The sequence below is a fragment of the Micromonospora sp. WMMD1128 genome (assembly GCF_027497235.1).
Lineage (GTDB): Bacteria > Actinomycetota > Actinomycetes > Mycobacteriales > Micromonosporaceae > Micromonospora.
Map to the genome: position 1 here is coordinate 39,108 of NZ_CP114902.1, position 19,714 is coordinate 58,821.

General features: G+C 73.1%; 19 protein-coding genes. 11 read left to right on the plus strand and 8 right to left on the minus strand.

What is annotated here, in order from left to right:
- Window positions 1–47: 47 nt before the first annotated feature.
- Entirely contained in the window at window positions 48–941 is an 894-nt protein-coding gene (locus O7602_RS00210) for a metallophosphoesterase (RefSeq protein ID WP_281586199.1), read from the minus strand.
- 25 nt (window positions 942–966) lie between these two features.
- On the opposite strand from O7602_RS00210, the gene O7602_RS00215 reads away from it, so the two are divergent.
- Complete coding sequence (locus tag O7602_RS00215) at window positions 967–1,422, plus strand: GatB/YqeY domain-containing protein (RefSeq protein ID WP_281586201.1); 456 nt, start codon at window positions 967–969, stop codon at window positions 1,420–1,422.
- A gap of 68 nt (window positions 1,423–1,490) precedes the next feature.
- Here the strand turns inward: O7602_RS00215 and O7602_RS00220 are convergent, their stop codons facing one another.
- Entirely contained in the window at window positions 1,491–3,920 is a 2,430-nt protein-coding gene (locus O7602_RS00220) for a transglycosylase domain-containing protein (RefSeq protein WP_281586203.1), read from the minus strand.
- Between the two features lie 401 nt (window positions 3,921–4,321).
- Here O7602_RS00220 and O7602_RS00225 point away from each other — a divergent pair, with 401 nt between their 5' ends.
- Window positions 4,322–4,642: a WhiB family transcriptional regulator gene (locus O7602_RS00225; RefSeq protein WP_281586205.1), complete on the plus strand. Its 321-nt coding sequence runs from the start codon at window positions 4,322–4,324 to the stop codon at window positions 4,640–4,642.
- A 25-nt stretch (window positions 4,643–4,667) separates the two neighbouring features.
- Here O7602_RS00225 and O7602_RS00230 read toward each other — a convergent pair whose 3' ends face one another.
- Genes O7602_RS00230 through O7602_RS00240 form a run of 3 tightly spaced genes read right to left on the minus strand, consistent with a single transcriptional unit; the run spans window position 4,668 to window position 7,474 of the window.
- Window positions 4,668–5,819, minus strand: a complete 1,152-nt coding sequence (locus tag O7602_RS00230; protein WP_281586206.1) for an ArsA-related P-loop ATPase — start codon at window positions 5,817–5,819, stop codon at window positions 4,668–4,670.
- A 54-nt stretch (window positions 5,820–5,873) separates the two neighbouring features.
- Window positions 5,874–6,848, minus strand: a complete 975-nt coding sequence (locus O7602_RS00235) for an ArsA-related P-loop ATPase (protein WP_281586208.1) — start codon at window positions 6,846–6,848, stop codon at window positions 5,874–5,876.
- A gap of 26 nt (window positions 6,849–6,874) precedes the next feature.
- Window positions 6,875–7,474 carry a hypothetical protein gene (locus O7602_RS00240; protein ID WP_281586210.1) on the minus strand — a complete coding sequence of 200 codons (600 nt, stop codon included), beginning with the start codon at window positions 7,472–7,474 and terminating at the stop codon, window positions 6,875–6,877.
- Between the two features lie 333 nt (window positions 7,475–7,807).
- On the opposite strand from O7602_RS00240, the gene O7602_RS00245 reads away from it, so the two are divergent.
- The 7 genes from O7602_RS00245 (at window position 7,808) to O7602_RS00275 (ending at window position 15,461) form a co-directional block, all read left to right on the plus strand.
- Window positions 7,808–8,254 carry a hypothetical protein gene (locus O7602_RS00245; protein WP_281590022.1) on the plus strand — a complete coding sequence of 149 codons (447 nt, stop codon included), beginning with the start codon at window positions 7,808–7,810 and terminating at the stop codon, window positions 8,252–8,254.
- A gap of 62 nt (window positions 8,255–8,316) precedes the next feature.
- The gene (locus O7602_RS00250) at window positions 8,317–8,472 is read left to right on the plus strand and encodes a DUF4177 domain-containing protein (protein WP_013289021.1); all 156 of its coding nucleotides are present in this window, start codon (window positions 8,317–8,319) and stop codon (window positions 8,470–8,472) included.
- 3 nt (window positions 8,473–8,475) lie between these two features.
- On the plus strand, window positions 8,476–8,937 hold the full coding sequence (locus tag O7602_RS00255) for a RidA family protein (RefSeq protein WP_281586211.1): 462 nt from the start codon (window positions 8,476–8,478) through the stop codon (window positions 8,935–8,937).
- A gap of 110 nt (window positions 8,938–9,047) precedes the next feature.
- A complete protein-coding gene (locus O7602_RS00260; protein WP_281586213.1) occupies window positions 9,048–9,833 on the plus strand; it encodes an MBL fold metallo-hydrolase in 786 nt (261 codons plus the stop codon).
- The gene (locus O7602_RS00265; protein WP_281586215.1) at window positions 9,830–13,408 is read left to right on the plus strand and encodes an adenylate/guanylate cyclase domain-containing protein; all 3,579 of its coding nucleotides are present in this window, start codon (window positions 9,830–9,832) and stop codon (window positions 13,406–13,408) included. The genes O7602_RS00260 and O7602_RS00265 overlap by 4 nt, the downstream gene beginning before the upstream one ends.
- 100 nt (window positions 13,409–13,508) lie before the next feature.
- Complete coding sequence (locus O7602_RS00270; protein WP_281586217.1) at window positions 13,509–13,967, plus strand: hypothetical protein; 459 nt, start codon at window positions 13,509–13,511, stop codon at window positions 13,965–13,967.
- A gap of 30 nt (window positions 13,968–13,997) precedes the next feature.
- Window positions 13,998–15,461, plus strand: a complete 1,464-nt coding sequence (locus O7602_RS00275; protein WP_281586219.1) for a serine/threonine-protein kinase — start codon at window positions 13,998–14,000, stop codon at window positions 15,459–15,461.
- Here the strand turns inward: O7602_RS00275 and O7602_RS00280 are convergent.
- A complete protein-coding gene (locus tag O7602_RS00280; RefSeq protein WP_281586221.1) occupies window positions 15,448–15,852 on the minus strand; it encodes a hypothetical protein in 405 nt (134 codons plus the stop codon). The genes O7602_RS00275 and O7602_RS00280 overlap by 14 nt on opposite strands.
- 235 nt (window positions 15,853–16,087) lie before the next feature.
- Between O7602_RS00280 and O7602_RS00285 the strand changes: the two genes are divergently transcribed.
- Together O7602_RS00285 and O7602_RS00290 are read left to right on the plus strand one after the other, a co-directional pair.
- Complete coding sequence (locus tag O7602_RS00285) at window positions 16,088–17,830, plus strand: alpha/beta fold hydrolase (protein WP_281586222.1); 1,743 nt, start codon at window positions 16,088–16,090, stop codon at window positions 17,828–17,830.
- A gap of 105 nt (window positions 17,831–17,935) precedes the next feature.
- Window positions 17,936–19,168: a GH25 family lysozyme gene (locus O7602_RS00290; protein WP_281586224.1), complete on the plus strand. Its 1,233-nt coding sequence runs from the start codon at window positions 17,936–17,938 to the stop codon at window positions 19,166–19,168.
- 7 nt (window positions 19,169–19,175) lie between these two features.
- Here the strand turns inward: O7602_RS00290 and O7602_RS00295 are convergent, their stop codons facing one another.
- Both O7602_RS00295 and O7602_RS00300 read right to left on the minus strand, forming a co-directional pair.
- Entirely contained in the window at window positions 19,176–19,451 is a 276-nt protein-coding gene (locus O7602_RS00295; protein WP_281586226.1) for a hypothetical protein, read from the minus strand.
- Window positions 19,452–19,491: 40 nt separating this feature from the next.
- Window positions 19,492–19,662: a hypothetical protein gene (locus tag O7602_RS00300; RefSeq protein WP_281586228.1), complete on the minus strand. Its 171-nt coding sequence runs from the start codon at window positions 19,660–19,662 to the stop codon at window positions 19,492–19,494.
- Window positions 19,663–19,714: the final 52 nt, after the last annotated feature.

Sequence of the window (19,714 nt, forward strand, 5' to 3'; positions counted from 1 at the left end):
CGCTCCCGGGATCAAATTCAGTACCCCCGCCCTGCCGTGGAGCGGGGTCAGCGGGGGATCAGGGTCAGGATGCTCGCCTCCGGTGGGCACGCGAAGCGGATCGGGGCCGTCGGGTGGGTGCCCAGGCCGGCGGAGACGTGCAACCACGAGTCCGAGCCGGGCCAGCGGTGCAGGCCGCGCGCCATCGACCGGGGCAGCCCGCAGTTGGTCACCAGCGCGCCGTACCCGGGCACGCAGACCTGCCCGCCGTGGGTGTGCCCGGCGAGCAGCAGCCCGAAGCCGTCGGCGGTCATCCGGTCCAGCACGGCCGGCTCCGGCGAGTGGGTCAGGGCGATCGACAGCGCGCCGGGGTCGCTCACCTGCCCGGCCACCGCGTCGTAGTCGTCGCGCTCGATGTGCGGGTCGTCCACACCGACCAACTCGATCTCCCGCCCGCCGGCCTTCAGCGTGGTGCGGGCGTTGTTCAGGTCCGCCCAACCCGCGCCGGTGAGGATGCCGCGCAGTTCCTCGTACGGCAGCGGGACACCCTCGGTGTACCCGCGGTCGGGCAGGAAGTAGGCGAACGGGTTCTTCACGACGGGGCCGGTGTAGTCGTTGGAGCCGAACACGAACGCGCCTGGTAGGTCGAGCAGTGGCTGGAGGGCACGCAGCACGCCGGGCACCGCCTCCGGGTCGGCCATGTTGTCGCCGGTGACCACCACCAGGTCGGGGTCGAGGGCCGCCAGCGAGGCCACCCAGTCCTGCTTGCGCCGCTGGTTGGGCATCATGTGCAGGTCCGACAGGTGGAGCACCCGCAGCGGCTCGGCGTCGGTCGGGAGCACCGGCACGTCGTACCGGCGGAGGGTGAACAGGTTGCGCTCGACGAGCGACGCGTACGCCAGGGTGGCCGCGCCGACGGCGGCGGTTCCGGCCGCGAGCCGGAATAGTGTGCGCTTTCGCATGGTGTTCAGGGTAGTTTGACCGTCCATGAGCACGCTGAAGGACCGTCTCACCACCGACATGCGCGCCGCCCTCAAGGCCCGCGACGAGCTGACCACCTCCACGCTGCGGATGGCCCTCGCGGCCGTCGGCAACGCCGAGGTCGCCGGCCGGGAGAAGCGCGAGCTCAGCGACGACGAGGTGCTCGCGGTGCTGACCAAGGAGGCGAAGAAGCGGCGCGAGGCGGCCACCGCCTTCGCCGACGCCGGGCGCGCCGAGCAGGCCGGCAAGGAGACCGCGGAGGGCGCGGTGCTGGAGCGCTACCTGCCGAAGCAGCTTCCCGACGACGAGCTGGCCGAGCTGGTCTCGGGGGCGCTCGCCGCGGGCGGCTTCACCGGCAAGGCGCAGATGGGCCCGGCCATGAAGGCGGCCCAGGCCGCGGTGGCGGGCCGGGCCGAGGGGGGCCGGGTGGCCGCCGAGGTACGCCGGCAGCTCGGCCTCTGAGGTTCGTCTGAACGGACGGAACGGGCGGGCACCCGCTGGGGTGCCCGCCCGTCGTCGTCGCTTCCCGGTCAGCGGCGTCCAGGCCGCCCGTTGTTTTGGTTCGGTGGGGTGTCCGGCCCGCCGGAGTTGCCCGGTTTCGGCGCGCCCTGGCCGGAGCTGACCTCGATCAGGACCACGCCGCCCTTGATGGTGCGCCCGTCCGGGCTGGTGCCGGCCGCGCTGCCCGCCGGGCACTCCGACGGCACCCGGTTGCTGGAGACCACCGGCTCGAAGCCGGCGCCCTTGATCCGTGACTTGGCGGTGTCGACCGACTCGCACTTCACGCCGGGGATCGAGCGCTGGTCACCCATGACGATCTTGCCACTCGGCGGGGTGAAGTTCTTCCGCTCCTTGCCCTTCATGGCGTCGCGCAGCGTCTCGTAGACGGCCGGGTTGATGCCCTGGGGCGATTCGTTGTGCAGCATCTTCTGCGTGGTCTGCGCCCAGTCCGGGTCGGCCATGATGCCGGCCACCGCGTACTGCTTGGTCATGGCGACCAGGGCGGAGGTCTTGTCGCCGTCGGTGGTGCCGGACTTGCCGGCCACCGGCGCCTTGACGATGCCGCGGACGTTGCCGGCGGTGGCGGAGGGGCCGCACTTGGAGGTGGAGGAGTGGTCACCGACCGGGCAGCGGGCGGCGTCGACCGCCGCGCGGGCCACCTCGGTGCTGACCCGCTGCTCGCAGTGCGGGTTGGCGATGTCGAGCTTGTCGCCGTCCGGCCCGCGGATCTCCTGCACCGGGATCGGCTCGCAGTATTTGCCGTCGGCGGCGAGCGTGGCGTAGGCGTTGGCGAGTTCCAGCGGGGTGGTCTGCGAGACGCCGAGGCTGAACGCGCCCCACTGGTGCGGGTTGGCCGCGAGCGCGGCGTCGTCCGACGAGCGGAACGTGATGCCGAGCTTCTGCGCCGCCTTGACCACGTTCTCGGCGCCGACCCGCTGCTGGAGGTCGATGAAGAACGTGTTGACCGAGAAGCTGAAGCCGCTCCACATGTTGTGCATGCCGGCCATCGCGGGGTTGGCGTTCTTCGGGCAGTACTTGCTGGTGCCCGGGCAGGCGGCCGGTGAGTTGAACTTGACCGGGTAGTCCGACTTGAAGACCGGCTGGGCGTCGATCGGGTAGCTGAGCGGGTAGCCCTTCTCCAGCGCGGCCACCAGCGTGAAGATCTTGAAGGTGGAGCCGGCCTGGTAGCCGGAGATGCCGGGGCCGCCGGTGATCAACGGGTTCACCGTGTTCGGGTAGTTGCCCCGGATCTTCTTCTTGGCCTTCTTCGGCTCACTGGCGAGCTTGTTCTGCGGGTGCTTCGGGTCGTCGATCTTGAACTTGCGGTTCGTCGCCACGGCCCGGACCCGGCCGGTGCCGGGCTCGATCACGGCCACCATCCGGGCCGCCTTGCTGCTCTCGCTCAGGTGGTTGCGGACGGCCTTGTCGGCGGCCTTCTGCGCCTGCACGTCCATGCTCGTGACGATGGTGTAGCCGCCGCTCTTCAGCCGCCGCTCACGGTCGTACGTGGTGCTGCCGAACGTCTCCTGCCCGAGCCACCAGCGGTAGAAGAAGTCGCAGAAGAAGCCCCAGGAGTTGGTGCTGGTCTGCACGCAGCCGTTCGGGGTGCGCTTGTCCTTCACCACCAGCTTGATCTTCTTGGCGGCGTCCGCCTCCGCCTGGGTGATCGCGCCGATCTGCACCATGTTCTGGATGACGTAGTCGCGCCGGCCGACCGCCTCCGGGTAGCCGGCCTTGGTGGTCGGGTCGAACGCGGTCGGCGCCTTCACCATGCCGGCGAGCATCGCCGACTCCTGGATGTCGAGCTTGCTCGGCGGCTTGCCGAAGTAGACCTGGCTGGCGGCGTAGATGCCGTACGCGCCGTTGCCGAACGCGGCGATGTTCAGGTAGCGCTCCAGGATCTCGTCCTTGGACAGCTCCTTGTCGACCTGGAGCGCGAGGCTCATCTCACGCAGCTTGCGGGCGCTGGTGTCCTCGGTGGCGGCGACCACGTCGGCCGGGTGGGTGGCCGAGTAGGAGATGGCCAGCCGGACGTACTGCATGGTGAGCGTCGAGGCGCCCTGCTGGGAGGAGCCGGAGGACTGGTTGTTGACGAACGCCCGGGCCACGCCGTTGAGGTCGACGCCGTTGTGCTTGTAGAACTCGTGGTCCTCCGCCGCGATGAGGGCCTTCTGCATGATCGGCGAGACGTCCTTGAGCTTGACGTCCTTGCGGTTCTCGTCGTACATGGTCGCCAGCGGCGTCTTGCGGTCGGAGGCAAGCAGATAGGTGATCTGCGGAGCGCGGGCCACCGTCAGCTCCTTGGGCAGCGCGCCGAACGTCTCGGCGCCCGCCTTTGCGGCAAGGCCGGACATCGCCACCGCAGGGAAGGCCGCCGCGGCGACCACCACGCCGGCCAGCAGGCCACAGATCAGCAGCGATGCGGCGTTGGTAAAGACATTGTGGTCACGTTTCCGCATCCAGGTCACCTCGACAGGGTACGCGAGCAGGGATCGGCCGGCGCACGGGGAACTTTCCCCATTTCCATCCCGCGCCGGCCTCGTTGTGCTAAACGCACGAGCCCTGGTCCGGGGTTGCGTGAGATCCGCCGGAAGTCGTCGCCGATCTCGGGGGCGGGGCGGCGTTTCTCCGTACCGGGGACGGGTAGTCGGCGGCGAAGGCCCGGGAAGCCGGGAGTGTCCGGAATGATGGATTTAGCCGACAACGTTGCGTAATCAGGCGACTACACAGCATGATGGTGACGGCGATCGCAGTCACACGTCGTCCGTGCCGCCCTGGGGAGGTCGGCCGGACGACCGGGGGGAAGTTCGGGGGCTGCTCGCACGAAGTCGGTAGGTACTGCAAGGGGGGACGTGTACAGATGGGCATGATCACTGACTGGCCGTCGCTGGCGGCGTGTCAGAACGGGGACCCGGACGCGTTGTTCGTACAGGGCGCCGAACAGAACGTGGCGAAGAGGATCTGCCGGAGCTGCCCAGTTCGGTACGAGTGCCTGGCCGACGCGCTCGACAACCGGATCGAGTTCGGGGTGTGGGGTGGCATGACCGAACGCGAACGCCGTGCGCTGTTGCGCCGGCACCCGCAGGTGACCAGCTGGCGCAAGATGTTCGAGGCGGCCATGAAGAAGAACGCCAAGGACAAGTCCGGCAAGGACAAGATCCTCGTCACCACCGCCACCTGACCGTCGGGCGGCCCGCCGGCCCCGTTCACTGCCGGCTGATCGCCTCGCCGATCGTCCGCAGCCCGTCGACGTCGTGCACGTCGGCGGGCTGCGCCGTCACCGACACCGCCGGCACCGCCGGGAACGCCTCGGTGAACCGGGCCGCCACCCGCTGCTCGCGTACCGCCTGCTGGGCCAATGCGGCGTGCGCGCGCAGCACCTCGGCGGCGGCCTCGTGGCCGCCGGAGGCCGCCAGCCGATCCGCGGCGGCCAGGCTCCGCTCCGCGGACAGCCCCGCCGCCGCGGGCCGGTGCACCCGGTTGAGCACGAGCCCGGCCAGCGGCATCCGCTCGTCGCGCAGCCGGCCGGCGAAGTAGGCGGCCTCCCGGACCGCGTCCGGCTCCGGCGCCGCGACCAGCAGGAATGCGGTCTCGCCAGCCTGAAGGATCCGGTACGTCTGCTCGGCCCGCTGCCGGAACCCGCCGAACATCGAGTCGAGCGCGGCGACGAAGCCGGACAGGTCGGTGAGCAGTTGGGCGCCGAGCACCTTCTGCACCACCTTCGAGAACATCCCGAAGCTCGCCGTGACCAGGCTGAACATGCTCCGCCCGCCACTGCGCGCCGGAGCCAGCAGCAGCCTGAGCATCCGGCCGTCGAGGAACCGGGACAGCCGGGCCGGCGCGTCGAGGAAGTCGAGCGCGGAGCGGGACGGCGGGGTGTCCACCACGATCAGGTCCCACTCACCGCGGGCGTGCAACTGGCCCAGCTTCTCCATCGCCATGTATTCCTGCGTGCCGGCGAAGGTGGAACTCATCGCCTGGTAGAAGGGGTTGGCGAAGATCTCCGCCGCCTTCGCCGGGTCGGTGTGCTGGAGCACCACGTCGTCGAACGTGCGCTTCATGTCGAGCATCATGGCGTGCAGCTCACCGCCGCTGTCCTCGACGTCGATGCCCTTGACCTGGCGCGGCGTGTTGTCCAGCTCGGTCAGGCCGAGCGACTGCGCGAGCCGGCGGGCCGGGTCGATGGTGAGCACCACGGTGCGCCGGCCGTGCCGCTCGGCCGCCCGCAGCGCGAGCGCCGCGGCGGTGGTCGTCTTGCCCACACCGCCCGCCCCGCAGCAGACCACGATCCGCACGCCCGGGTCGGCGAGGATCTGGTCGACGTCCAGCGGAGGCGCCGCGTCTTCGGAAGGCACCAATCGAGCGTATCGGTCCCGAGGGGCTCTCTGCTCCGTGCCGGCCGCAGGTGTGAGTCAATCCGCCCGGACGAGCGCCTCGGCCAGCGTCTCCAGCCCCGCCCGGTCGACCCCGTCGGGCAGCAGCGGCAGCTCGGTCAGAGGCAGCTCCAACTCCACCAGGTCGCCCCGCAGCGAGTCCTCCAGGTCCCGGCGTACCCGCTGGTCGCGGGCCTCCTCGGCGAGGCCCGCCACGGTCCGCGCGTCGGTGGGCAGGCCGGCGGCGGCCAACCCCCGCCTCAGCTCCGCCGCGGTGACCGTGCGACCGGCCGGGACCGGCGGGCGGACCGCGTTCACGATCACCCGGCCGACCGGAAAGCCCAACTGGGTCAGGTCGGCCACCGCGTCGAGCGTCTCCTGGACCGGCATCTCCTCCAGCAGCGTAACCACGTGCACCGAGGTCATCGGCGAACGGAGCAACGCGGAGACGCCCTCGCTCTGGGTCTTGATCGGGCCGACCTTGGCGAGCCGGGCGGTCTCCGCCGTGACGTTGAGGAAACGGCCGATCCGCCCGGTCGGCGGCGCGTCCAGCACCACCGCGTCGTACGCCCGGCGTGACCCGCTGGTGCGGGTGGTGGCCTCCTTGACCTTGCCGGTGAGCAGCACGTCCCGCAGGCCCGGGGCGATCGTGGTGGCGAAGTCGATCGCACCGAGCTTGCGCAACGCCCGGCCGGCCGCGCCGAGCTTGTAGAACATGTCCAGGTATTCGAGGAGGGCCTCCTCGGCGTCGACCGCCAGGGCCCGCACCTCACCGCCGCCGGGGGCGTCGGTGAGGTGCCGCTCCTCGTAGGGCAGCGGGTCGGTGTCGAAGAGCTGGGCGATGCCCTGTCGCCCCTCGACCTCGACCAGCAGGGTGCGCCGGCCCCCGGTGGCCAGCCCGAGGGCCAGCGCGGCGGCCACGCTTGTCTTGCCCGTGCCACCCTTGCCGGTCACCACGTGCAGGCGGCCGGGCCATCTGCCGGCGGACTCGGCCGGCTGCTCACTCGCTGCCACCCGTCGAGCCTAACCAGCCGGCGGGATCAGGCGACCTCGCAGACCCACCAACCCGTCCTCCGCACCACGGTGAAGCGCAACTCCTGGTCGGCGACCTTCTCGTCGGCGGTGGTCATGGTGACCCGGGTGGAGACCGTGGCGCGGTCCCCGGTCTGGTTGTCGACGGTCGGATTGGTCCAGCGGAACCGGGGGTTCTGGTATTGCCCGGCGTACTTCTGCACCTCGGCGACCTTGGCGGCGATCCGGTCGTCGTCGCGGGCCGCGGAGCAGACGAACGTGGCCGCCTTCTCGGCGTCCTGTTCCTGGTAGACGGCCTTGAGGAAGCCGTCCACCGCGACCTGCGGCTCCTCCGCGCCCCGGCCGTCCTCGCCGTTGCGGAGGGCGAGGAACGCGGCCGTGCCGCCGCCGCCGCAGAGCAGAACCGCCGCGACCAGCACGATCGAGACGACCAGCAGGGACCGGCGCCTGGGCGGACGGGCCCCGGGTGGGTACGGCGGGTGGCCCGGTGGTGTGGCTGCGTGCGCCGGCTGGCCGGGACCGGCCGGCGGGGTGGCGCCGGCGGACACCGGCTGCGGGATCGGGTCGCCGGGCATGCCGGTGGCACCACCGGCGGGCGGTTGGGTCATCGGACTCCCCCGGGTTGCGGCGCGCCCGTCGCCGCCCCAGGCGACGGGCACGGGTCGAGGTGATGGGCGAGCGACCGCGACCGCCCAGTCCGGAAGGGTAGCGGTCGGCGGCCCGCTTGCCAGCCCCGCGTGTGTGGTTGCCGGATGGGAAATCGCCGTCGCGTTTCGGACCAGCCTTGTGTCGCATATGTGACTTTATGTGATCAGGCGTGCGCGTCCCGTTGTCGAAGCGGGTGGGCGCGCCCTACGTTCGTCGCGGAGCGGTGACCGGACCGGGGGAGGCCGAGCCGCACGGTGGTGTTGGTGAGCAGGTATGACGCCCGGAGGCAGCGCATGCGCGACGCGGAGAACGTTCCCCGAGCACAGTTTCCCCCCGGCGACCGGGCCGCGCGGCCCGGCGGCGCCGACGGTCCCGGCGCGGGCACACCGTTCAACGAGCGCTCGTACCGTCCCGCGGCGGAGACGGTCCGGACACTGGTCCGGCCCACCGTCCGAGGCCGGGACGAGGAGGAGCCCGGCTACGTCATCCACCTGCCGGTGCGGGTGCCCGACCTGGCGTCGGCCACCGCGCTCGCCAGCATCGTGGCCACCTCGTTGGGCTTTCTCGCCGAGTTGGACGCCGGCGAGACCACCGTCTCCACGGCGGACGACCAGAACAACAGGCACCGCGTCTTCTGCGACCTGCTGCTGGTCGACCGCAGCCGCTGCCCGCAGCGTTACGAGCACGAGGGGCCCTGCGGCGAGCCGCCCGCGCCGGAGCAGCGTCCCGCGACGGGCTGAGGCCGCCGGACCGTAGGCTGTGCCTGACCGAAGTCCACGTCAGGCAAGGGAGCCTTCCGCCGATGCAGAAGTGGGAATACGCCACGGTCCCGCTGCTGGTCCACGCGACCAAGCAGATCCTCGACAACTGGGGTGAGGACGGCTGGGAGCTGGTCTCCGTGGTGCCCGGCCCGAACCCGGAGCAGCTCGTCGCGTACCTGAAGCGCCCGAAGGGTTAGCCGATGAGCAACGGACCCCACGCCAAGCTCGCCGAACTCGGCCTCGAACTGCCCGAGGTGGTGCCGCCGGTGGCCAGCTACGTGCCGGCCGTCCAGTCCGGCCGGCACGTCTACGTCTCCGGTCAGCTCCCGATGGCTGACGGCAGGTTGCTCGCCACCGGCAAGGTCGGCAACGGCGTCTCCGCCGAGCAGGCCAAGGACCTGGCGCAGCGGTGCGCGCTGAACGGGCTCGCCGCGGTCGACGCGCTTGTCGGGTTGGAGAACGTGGTCAAGGTCGTGAAGCTGACCGGCTTCGTGGCCAGCGCGTCCGGTTTCACCGGCCAGCCCGGGGTGATCAATGGCGCGTCGGACCTGCTCGGCGCGGTCTTCGGTGAGGCCGGGCGGCACGCCCGCAGCGCCGTCGGCGTGGCCGAGCTGCCGCTCGACGCCCCCGTCGAGGTGGAGCTGATCGTCGAGGTCGGGTAACGCGATCCTGCGGGTCCGCCCCCGGGCGCAAAGCCTCAGACGAGGACAAACCCGGGGGCCGGACCTGCAAGATCGCGGAGTGTGGCCGGCGGGGTCGTACGATCGCTGCCATGGGTGGGCGTGTGACGGGGGCGCTGGCGGACGGGTTGCCGGCATGGGTGACGTTGCTCCGCGCACCCAACCCCGGGCCGATGACCCTCGACGGGACGAACACCTGGGTGCTGCGGCCCACCCTCGACGCGCCGGCCGTGGTGGTCGATCCCGGCCCGGCCGACGAGGGGCACCTGGCCGCGATCGCGGCGCACGGCCCGGTCGGGCTCGTGCTGATCACACACGGGCACCCGGACCACACCGAGGGCGCGCCCCGGTTGAGCGAGCTGCTCGGTGGCGTGCCGGTGCTCGCCGCCGACCCGGCGCACACCATCGGTGGTGCGCCACTGACCGCCGCCACCCTGCCCGACTCGGGTCTCGGCATCCGGCTGCTACCCACCCCCGGGCACACCGCCGACTCGATCTGCCTCCTGGTCGAGCACGACGACCAGCCGGCGGTGCTGACCGGCGACACCATCCTCGGCCGGGGCACCACCGTGGTCGCCCACCCGGACGGGCACCTCGGCGACTACCTGTCGAGCCTGGAACTGCTCTCGGCGTACCGGGGGATTCCGGCGCTGCCGGGGCACGGCCCGGCGCTCGCCGACTGCGGTGCGGTGGCCGAGTCCTACCTGGCCCACCGGCGGGCCCGGCTCGACCAGGTGCGCGCCGCCGTGGCCGCCGGCGCGACCACCGCCGCCGAGGTGGTCGCCGTGGTCTACGCCGACGTGGACCGGTCGCTGTGGTGGGCCGCCGAGTGGTCGGTCCGCGCCCAGCTCGAACACCTCGGGGTGGAGCAGCCGTGACCTGCCCGGTGTGCGGGACCGTCGCCGTGCCCGGCGCGAAGTTCTGTCACAACTGCGGCGCGGCGCTGCCGGCCGCCGCCACGCTGCCGGCCGCCGAGCGCCGGGTGGTCACCGTCCTCTTCGGCGACCTCTCCGAGTTCACCTCCTGGTCGGAGGACCTCGACCCGGAGCGGGTCGGGGCGGTCACCGACCGGGTGCTGGCCGCTCTCGCCGGTGCGGTCAAGACGTTCGGTGGGCACGTCGACAAGCTGACCGGCGACGGGATCATGGCGGTCTTCGGCGCGCCCGTCGCGCACGAGGACGACGCCGAACGGGCGGTGCGGGCGGCGCTGTCCATGCAGCGGGCCGTTCGCCGGGTGCTCGACGACGAGCGGGGCGGCGGCGCGCCGCTGGGCCTGCGGGTCGGGCTCAACACCGGGAACGTCATCGCCGGCATCCAGGCCGCGATCGAATACACGGTCATCGGCGACACGGTGAACACCGCCGCGCGCCTCGCCGACGCCGCCGCGGTCGGCGCGATCTACGCCGGCGCGCGCACCTCCGCCGCGACCCGGCACGTCGCCTCCTGGCGGGCGCTGCGCCCGCTGCGGCTCAAGGGCAAACGCGAGCCGGTCGAGGCGTACGAGCTGCTGGGCCTGCTGGACGCCCCGGGCACCCGGTCCGGTCTCGGCGACGAGGCGCCCTACGTGGGCCGGGAGACCGAGATCGGCCGGGTCGCCGGCCGGCTCGCCGAGGTGATCGACCGGGGGGAGCCTCGGGTGCTGCTGATGACCGCCGAGGCGGGCATCGGCAAGTCCCGGTTCGCCGCCGAGGTGGAGCGCCTCGCCGCCGGCTACGACGTCGGCGCCGGCCGGTACGCGGCGCACACCGGCGCCCGGGTGCTCTCGGTCCGCTGCGCCGCGTTCGGCGAGCGACGCCGGCTGGCGCCCCTGGCCGACCTGGTCCGCGCCGCGGTCGGCCTGCCCGGCGACCCGGGGACCGCGGTCACCCGGGCGGCCGTCGAGGAACGGCTGCGCCGGCTCGGCCAGCGTCTCGCCCGGCTCCCCGGCGACCCGCCGCAGATCGCCGTGGACCAGCTTCTGGCCCTGCTCGGGTACGCCGAACTCCCGCCCGCCGCGGACAGCGTCGAGTGGAACGCCGCCGCGCCGCCGACGGACGCCGAGGCGGTGCCGAACGCGGTCGCCGACCTGCTCAACGCGCTCGCCGGCGAGGCGCCCATGATGATCGTGGTGGACGACCTGCACGACGCCACCGCCGAGACGGTCAAGGCGCTCGCGCTTGCCCTCAACCGGCTGGCCGGGCCGGTGCTGGCGCTGCTGCTCGGCCGCCCCGAGCTGGTGCGGACCGCAGGCGTGCTGACCCGGCTCGCGGACGCCGAGGTGCACGCGCTGCCGCCGTTGCGCGGCGCGGACGCGGCCCGGCTGCTCACCAGCTATCTGGGCGGCGGCCGGCTGCCGCAGGCCGACGCGGACCGGCTCCTCGCCACCGCCCAGGGCAACCCGTTCTACCTGGCCGAACTGGTCACCCTGCTGATGGAGCGCGGTGCGCTGACCGCGGGCGCGGGGCGCGGCACGGACGTGGCCTGGCGGCTGGCACCCGGCTCGCTCGGCAGCCGGCTGCTCTCCCGGGACCTGGCCGCCGTCCTCGCCGCCCGCATCGACGCGCTGCCGCCGGACGCCCGCTCGGTGCTGCGCGACGCCGCGGTGGTCGGCGACACCGCCGTCGCCGGCGCGCTCGAGGCGCTGCGGGAACAACGGGCCGGGCGGGACGGGCGTCCCGCCGCGGTGGCCGAGGTCGAGTGGGACCGGGCCGTCGAGGAATTGCTGCAACGCCGGATGCTGCACCGGACGCGCACCGGCTTCGCGTTCGCCACGCCGCTGATGCGTGAGGCCGCGTACGCCGGGGTGAGCAAGGCCGAGCTGGCCGAGCGGCACGCCGCACTGGCCCGCTGGGCCGCGCCGGAGAGCACGGACCCGGCCGGCGTCCCCGCGGGCGGGTTCACCGAGGCGGCCCGGGACGACTTCGTCGCCGCGCACGTCGAGCGGGCGAACGCGCTCGCCGACGCGGTCAAGCTCCGCCCGGACGCGCCGGCCCGGGCGGTCGCCGGCCTGGGCGTGGCCGCGCTGGGCCGGGCCGCCCGCCGGTCGCTGCGCGTCGGGGAGCCGGCGCTCGCCGTCGAGTACGCGGAGCGCGCCGCCGAGCTGGCCCGGGGCGGACTGCCTCCGGCGGAGCGGGTGGTGCACGCCCGGGCACTGCTCCAGATCGGCCGCCCGGCCGACGCGCTCGCCTCGGCCGAGAAGATCGCCGCGAACGCCGGGGAAGCGGCCACCCGGGCCGCCGCGCTGCTGCTTGCCGGTCAGGCGCAGCAGACCCTGGGCGACGTCGAGCGGGCCGACCGCAGCTACACCGAGGCGTTGCAGGTGGCCACCGACGCCGGCCTGCCGACCCTGCGGGCCTCGGCGATGCGCCGGCTCGGCATGGCCGACTTCGTCGCCGGCCGGCTGGGACAGGCGAGCAGCCGGCTGGCCGCCTCCTACCAGGTCAGCCTCGCCGCGAAGGACCCGCGCGGCCAGGCCTGGTCGTTGCAGAACCTGGCCTGGGTGACCACCACCCGGGGTGACTTCGCCGGCACCGACGCGGTGCTCGGCCGGGCCGCCCGGCTCTTCGCCGAGCTGAAGGACCCGTACGGGCGAGCCTGGCTGCGTGGCACCACCGCATTCGCCCGGCTGCTCGCCGGCCGGCTGCGGGAGGCGTACCGCCTGGCGAACGTCTTCCTGCCGTTCGGGGAGCGGGTCGGTGAGGCGTGGGCGGTGGGCACGCTGCGGGCGGTCGAGGCGTATGCCACGGCTGAGCTGGGCGACCTGGCCGAGGCGGACCGGGCGGCGCGGCGCGCGTACCGGGAGTTCGCGGCGGTGGGGGACGACTGGGGGCAGGGCTTCGCGCTCGTGGTGCGCGGCGTGGTGGCGCGCGGGCTGGGCGAGCCGGAGCACGCCGCCGACCTGTTCGGCGACGCGCTCGGGTACGCCGACCGGACGACCCACCCGCTGCTCACCGGGATGGCCGGCACGCTGCGCGGTTTCGTCGCGCTGGACATGGGTGACTGCGAGACCGCCGAACGGGAGGCCCGGTCGGTGCTGACCAGCGTGGAGCCGCACAATCCGCAGGCGCCGGCCCAGGTCGCGCCGCGGGTGCTGCTCGCCATGGCCCGGGTCGCGGCCGGTGACCCGGGTACCGCGGTGGGGCTGCTCGCCCCGGTGGCCACCGGGGCGGCGAACGCGCCGTCGTTGCTGTTCTCCCGGCGGCAGACGATGGCCCGGTACGCGAGCGCGCTGCTCGCCCACGGCCAGCGGGAACAGGCGCTGGACTGGGCGCGGCGGGCCATCGCCGCCCCGGCCGAGGACGTCCGCAGTCAGGTGGTGGCGCGGATGGTGCTGGCCGAGGCGCTGGCGGCCGACGGGCGTGCGGTGGAGGCGAGGGCCAGCGCCGAGGAGGCGGTGCGCCTGGCGTACGCCACCGAGCAGCGCAGTGAGCGGGCCGCGGCCGACGCGTTGCGGGCCCGCCTCGCTGCCGCCTGACCGCATCGTGGTTCTGCCGGTTCCGGGGATGTGCTCGTCGGTGCGGCCGGTTAGTTTGGGGCGGCGGTGCGCGTGCGCGATCGCCGCTGGGGGAGGAACGATGAGGCTGCCGCGCTCCGGCGCCGGCTGGACGATCGCGGTGTTCGGGCTCCTCGCGCTGCTCCTCGGCGCGCTGGGTCTGATCTGGCCGGAGACGCAGCTACGCCTGCTCGGCTTCGAGGTGCCGGCCGAACGTGGCCCGGGCGACTACACCGGGACGTTCCTCACCGCGTCCTCGATGGCCTCGTTCAACATGGGCGTCTACTACCTGCTCGCGGTCGCCACCGAGTGGCGGCCGTTCTACCGCTTCACGGTCTGGTTCCGACTTGTCACGTTCACCGTGTTCACCATCGCGGTGCTCGCCGACGTGGCACCGGGCCGGTTCTTCGGGGTGGCCGCGTGGGAGGGGCTGGGCGCGCTCGCCACCGCCGCCGGCCTGTGGTGGGACGCCCGTCGATCGGTGCGACCGACCGGGTCGGCCGGGTCCGTCCCGGCGCCGGCCTCCGACGCGGCGCGCTGACCGACCGGGACCGTTGGGTATTTTCGAGCCGTGACCGAGACCCCGCCCGGCGCCCTGCGGCTGCCCATCGTGCCCGGCCTGACCGATCTGGAGGTGTTTGCCCGCGGTGGTTACGCCACCGTCTACCGGGCCACCCAGATCTCGGTCGGGCGTGAGGTCGCCGTCAAGGTCGAGAACCGGACGCTCGACAGCGAGCGCGACCAGGCCCGCTTCCTGCGGGAGGCCCGCGCGGCCGGCCGGATGTCGTCGCACCCGCACGTGGTCGACCTCTTCGACGTCGGGGTCACCGTCGACCAGCACCCCTACCTGATCATGGAACTGTGCGACGGCTCGTACGCGGAGCGGATGCGCACCTCGCCGCTGGGCCCGCTGGAGACCCGCGACCTCGGCGTGAAGATCGCCGACGCGCTGGCCCACTCGCACGCGGCAGGCGTCCTGCACCGCGACGTCAAACCGGCGAACATCCTGCACTCCGAGTTCAACTCGGCGGTGCTCGCCGACTTCGGCCTGGCGGTGCTCGCCGAGGTGCGCGACGCCTCGGTCACGCTCGAGGTGCTCACCCCGGCTTACGCGCCGCCGGAGATGTTCAGCCACAGCCCGCCCAGCCCGGCCGTCGACGTCTACGCGCTCTGCGCCACGCTCTACGCGGTCATGCACGGACGCCCGCCGCGCTGGCAGTCCGAGCGCAACCCGAGCCTGGTCACCGTGCTGGAGATGTTCCAGCAACCGATCCCCGGCCTGCCCGGGGTGCCCGACGAACTGATCGACGTGCTCCGCCTGGGCATGTCGAACGATCCGGGTGAGCGCCCCTCCGCCGTCGAGCTTCGCGGCATGCTCGCCGCGCTTCCGCTCGACCCGGGCGGCGGCGTGCACGGCGGCGGCCCGTACGGCCGTCCCGGCGGGCCGAGCCCGCGACCGCCCGTCGAGGACGACCACCCGACCATGCCGACGCGGAGCCGGCGCTGGCCGAAGCGCTGGTTCCTCGGCGGGGCCGGGGTGCTCGCGCTCGCCGCCTCGGCCGGCGCGGGCGCCTGGCTGGCCGGCGGCCCACCGCGGGCGGTGTCGCCGACACCGGCGACCACAGGCGTGGCCGAGGCGGCTCCGTCGCCCGGATGCGCGTCCGCCGCCGTTCGACTTCCGGCCGGCGCACGCTGCGCGCCCGAATTGGAGTGCTACGGCCCGGTGCGGTTGCGCCGCGACCGGGCCGAGGCGAGCCGGGTGCCGTGCGACGGCCAGCACACCTGGGAGACCTACGCCGCCGGTGACCTGCCCGTCGGGCTCGCCGGGGCGGCGTACCGGGCGGTCGCCGCCGACCCGGCCGTCCGCAAGGTGTGCAACGTCGGCACGTTCCGGCTGGTCAGCGGCGTCGAGCGCGCGAGTGGGTGGCACCTGGAAGTGCTGCCTCCCCCCGACACCGAACCCGACCGGACCTATCGCTGCCTGGCCGGGCAGGGCGTGAACGCGCTCGCCGGCCCCACCCTCACCGGTCGCTGAGCCCGTTCCCGGCGCGCTGCTGCTGCCGCACCGACCTCGGGTCGAGCGTCTCCAGCGTGTCCGCGTCGACCGGATGGGCGGCCGGGGTCCGCAGGTTCCGCACCGCGCGCGGGTCGATCGCCTCAAGCGTGTCGGCGTCCACTCCGTACCCGTGTCCGGGGTCGGGGCGCGGCCACGTCTCGGCCGGCGGGGGCTCGCCCGCGCCGCCGGACTGCCGGACCGTGGTGATCGTCACCCCGGCGATCATGCCGAGCACGACGCAGGTCAGGGCCAGGACGACCGACAGGATGCCCGGTGGTCGCCACACCACGAGCGTCGCCAGCGCCGCCACCGTCGCCAGGGACGCGATGACGGCCTTCACCCGCGCATCGGACTTCCGGTACGAACTCACCCGACAAGCATGGCCCAGCGGGTCGACCTGTCAACCGCTGGCCCGAGACGTCTTCCCGTCACCGGGCTGCTCCATATCGGATCCCGAAAGGTGTCGATCGAGACAAAGTCGTTACATGACGTGGCCTTTTGCCGCGTCGGCCGACGCGTCGGGCACACAGTGGGTATTTGTCGCTCCCCAGAGTGACCAGTCGGGAGCGCCTCGACGGAACTGTCCCCCATCGGAAGGCAACCAGATGCCACGTGCAGTCCGGTCCCTCGCCGCCACCGGGATCGCCGGAATCGTCCTCGCCGGATCGGCCGTCGCGCCCGCCGCGGCCACCCCGCAGCCGCCGCCGTACGACCGCACCAGCGCGGCCGAGGCGCGCCGGGTGGACCGCGTCCCGACGCCCCGGCTCGACTGGTACGCCTGCTACGACTACGCCCAGTGCACCAGCGTCCGGCTGCCGCTTGACTACGACCACCCGAAGGGCGCCACCACCGAGGTCGCGTTGCTCCGGGTCCGGGCCCGCGACCAGCAGCACCGGATCGGCAGCCTCTTCGTCAACCCGGGCGGCCCGGGCGTGTCCGGCACCGACTTCGCGCTCGCCGCGCCCTACTACCTCGGCGACGACCTGCTCGACCGCTTCGACGTCGTCGGCGTCGACCCGCGCGGCGCGGCGGCCAGTGAGAACATCAGGTGCTTTCGATCGGTGAAGGACCAGACCCGAGCGTACGCCGGGTTGAACGTCCCCTTCCCCTGGACGAAGGCCGAGGAGAAGGCGTACGTCGCCGCCTCGAAACGGGTCGGCCGCGGATGCTCGACCACCGGCAGACCGCTGACCGGCGCGGCCTCCACCGCCGAGGTGGCCCGCGACATGGAGGTGCTGCGCCGGGCGGTCGGCGACCGGAAGCTCAGCTACCTGGGCTTCAGCTACGGCACCGCGCTGGGCCAGTACTACGCCAACATGTTCCCGGACCGGTTCCGGACGATCGCCGTCGACGGCGTGCTCGACCCGAACGCCTGGGCCGGCCGGGGGCAGGCCCGCAACCAGATGCAGGAGACCCGGCTGCGCAGCGCCGACGGCGCCTACCGGGCGTTGAACGAGATCCTGCTCCGGTGCTCCCAGGTGGCCCGCTCCGGAGGATGCGCGCTTGGCGACCACCCCGCCGCCGCGTTCGACACGGTGGCGAAGCGGCTGCGCGTCAAGCCGCTGGTGGTCGGCTCGTACACCATCAGCTACGCCGACTTCATCGGCGCCACGCTCAACGCGCTCTATTACCCGTACGGCTGGGAAGACATCGTCGAGCTGACGGCCGAGCTGCTGGCCGCGACCGCCCCGGGCGCGTCGAGGGCCGCCGGCGCGACCGCCCGCCGGGCGCTCGCCGCCCGCGCCGCGCCGGGGTACGACTTCCCGTACGACAACGCGCAGGAGACGTTCCTGACCGTGGCCTGCACCGACGCGTACCACCCGAAGAGCGCGGACGCCTGGCCGGCGCTGGCGGCCCGGGAGGACCAGCGCGCGCCGTACTTCGGGCGGGCCTGGGCCTGGACCACCTCGCCGTGCGCCCGCGACACCTGGACGGTACGCGACGAGGACGCCTGGACCGGCCCGTTCAACCGCACCACCGCCGCCCCGCTGCTCGTGGTCGGCGACTACTGGGACCCGGCGACCAACTACCAGGGCGCGGTCGGCTCGGCCGCGCTGCTGCCGAACAGCCGGCTGCTCAGCAGCGACAGTTGGGGGCACACCGCGTACGGCACCTCGGCGTGCGTGACCAGCCGGATCGACGCGTACCTGATCAGCGGTGCGTTGCCGGACGAGGGCACGGTCTGCGTCGGTGACACCCAGCCGTTCGCGGACCTTTCGACGGCGAAGCGGGTGTACGCGTCCAAGAGCGAGCTGGCCCGCGCTGGACTGCCCGGCCGCGGCGAGCCGAAGCGGCTGCCGCCGGTGGCCGGTCCACGGCCCGCGGCGGGCACGCTCACCGTCCGCTGAGGACCCCCGGGGTACGACGGGTGATCGGGCACCCGTCGTACCCCGGGCCCACGACGTCGATCACGGGGCAACGCGCGACCACTGCGCGGATTAGAGTCAGGCCCCATGTCACGACGATGGATCTCGACGTTGGCCGCCGCCGGGCTGGTGCTCGGCGCGGCGCTGGGCGCCACCGCGCCCGCCGGTGCGGCCGGCGCCACCCCCGACGGAGACGGCCGGGCACACGCCGGCGTCAAGCCGGGCGCGCGGGTCAGCTCCGTCTCGGCGAAAGCCGCCGTCCCGGCCGGATACACCATCCAGGGTGTGGACGTCGCCAGTCACGACCACAACCTCGGCCCGATCGACTGGCCGGCGCTGGCGGCCCAAGGCTACAAGTTCGCCTACGTCAAGGCGACCGAGGGGGAGACCTACCTCAACCCCTACTTCGCCGAGGACTACGCCGCCGCGAAGGCCGCCGGGCTGCTCGTCGGCGCCTACCACTTCACCCGGCCGGACGGTCGCAACCCGATCGTCGAGGCCAACTTCTTCGCCGACAAGGCGCGGTTCGCCAAGGACGCCCAGACGCTCGTGCCGATGGTCGACGTGGAGTGGCCGTACTGGGACGGCGCGCCCACCTGCTACGGCCTGACCCCCGCCGAGACGTCGGCCTGGCTCCGCGCCTTCACCGACCAGCTCCAGGCCCGCTTCGGTCGGCCGGTGATGATCTACACGAACGCCAACTACTGGAACCCGTGCACCGGCAACGACGCCTCCTTCGGCAACCACCCGCTGGACATCGCCGGCTACACCGCCACCCGGCCGGCGCTGCCGGCCGGCTGGACGACGGAGACCATCTGGCAGTACGCCCCCGGTGACGCCAGCAAGCCGGGCAACTACAGCCAGAACGTGTTCAACGGGGACTACCCGACGCTCACCCAGCTCACCGGAGCGCCGGTGGCCGCCGCTCCGGTGGCGTTCCGCGCCCGAGCCAACAACAAGATCGTGTCGGCGGACAGCGCCGGCAACAAGCCGCTGATCGCCAACCGCGACAGTGTGGGCGCGTGGGAGCAGTTCGACCTCGTCGACGCCGGAGGCGGCCTGGTCGCGCTGCGCGCCCGGGTGAACGGTAAGTACGTGTCGGCGGACAGCGCGGGCAACAAGCCGCTGATCGCCAACCGCGCCACCGTCGGCGCGTGGGAGACGTTCACCATCCGCGACAACGCGGACGGCACGATCAGCCTGCGGGCGACGGTCAACGGCGGGTACGTGTCGGCGGACAGCGCGGGCAACAAGCCGCTGATCGCCAACCGCACCACCATCGGCGCGTGGGAGAAGTTCGACAAGCTCCCCATCGCCTGAGCTCGCGCTATTTCTTGGATCTTGGTACAGATCCGCCCCCGCAAGGGCGGATCTGTACCAAGATCTGGAGGGAACGACTGGTCGCGGGGCGGAGTGCGGCTCTGCGGACGAAGATGGAGCGGCGGGCGGTCGCGTCGCCGCGCTCGTCGACCTGGTAGCCGTCCAACCAGACCCATCCGTCGCAGGTGGTCCAGTCGAGTTCGCGAATCAGCCGAAAGACGATCGGCCGGACGAACTGCGGGCTGGCGGCGCGCGTCACGTGGAGCAGGTCACCGGCCTTCACGCCGGCCGCGCCCGTGCCGGCAGGACCGGATCGGGCGCGGTCACCAGTGTCCCCGGTTGACCAGGACGCGCTGCTTGACCCGGCAGGGCAGCGGCGAACCGCACGAGCACATCCGCCTGGCCCGGCGTAGCGACCACACCGGACGGTGCTTGCGCGCCAGCTCCTCGGCCAGCGCGAGCACGTATTCCGCGTAGCTGACGTGCCTGGTCATCCGCCCCTCCTCAGGTGAGGGGCGCGGTGGCCGGGCCACGCACGGTCATCCG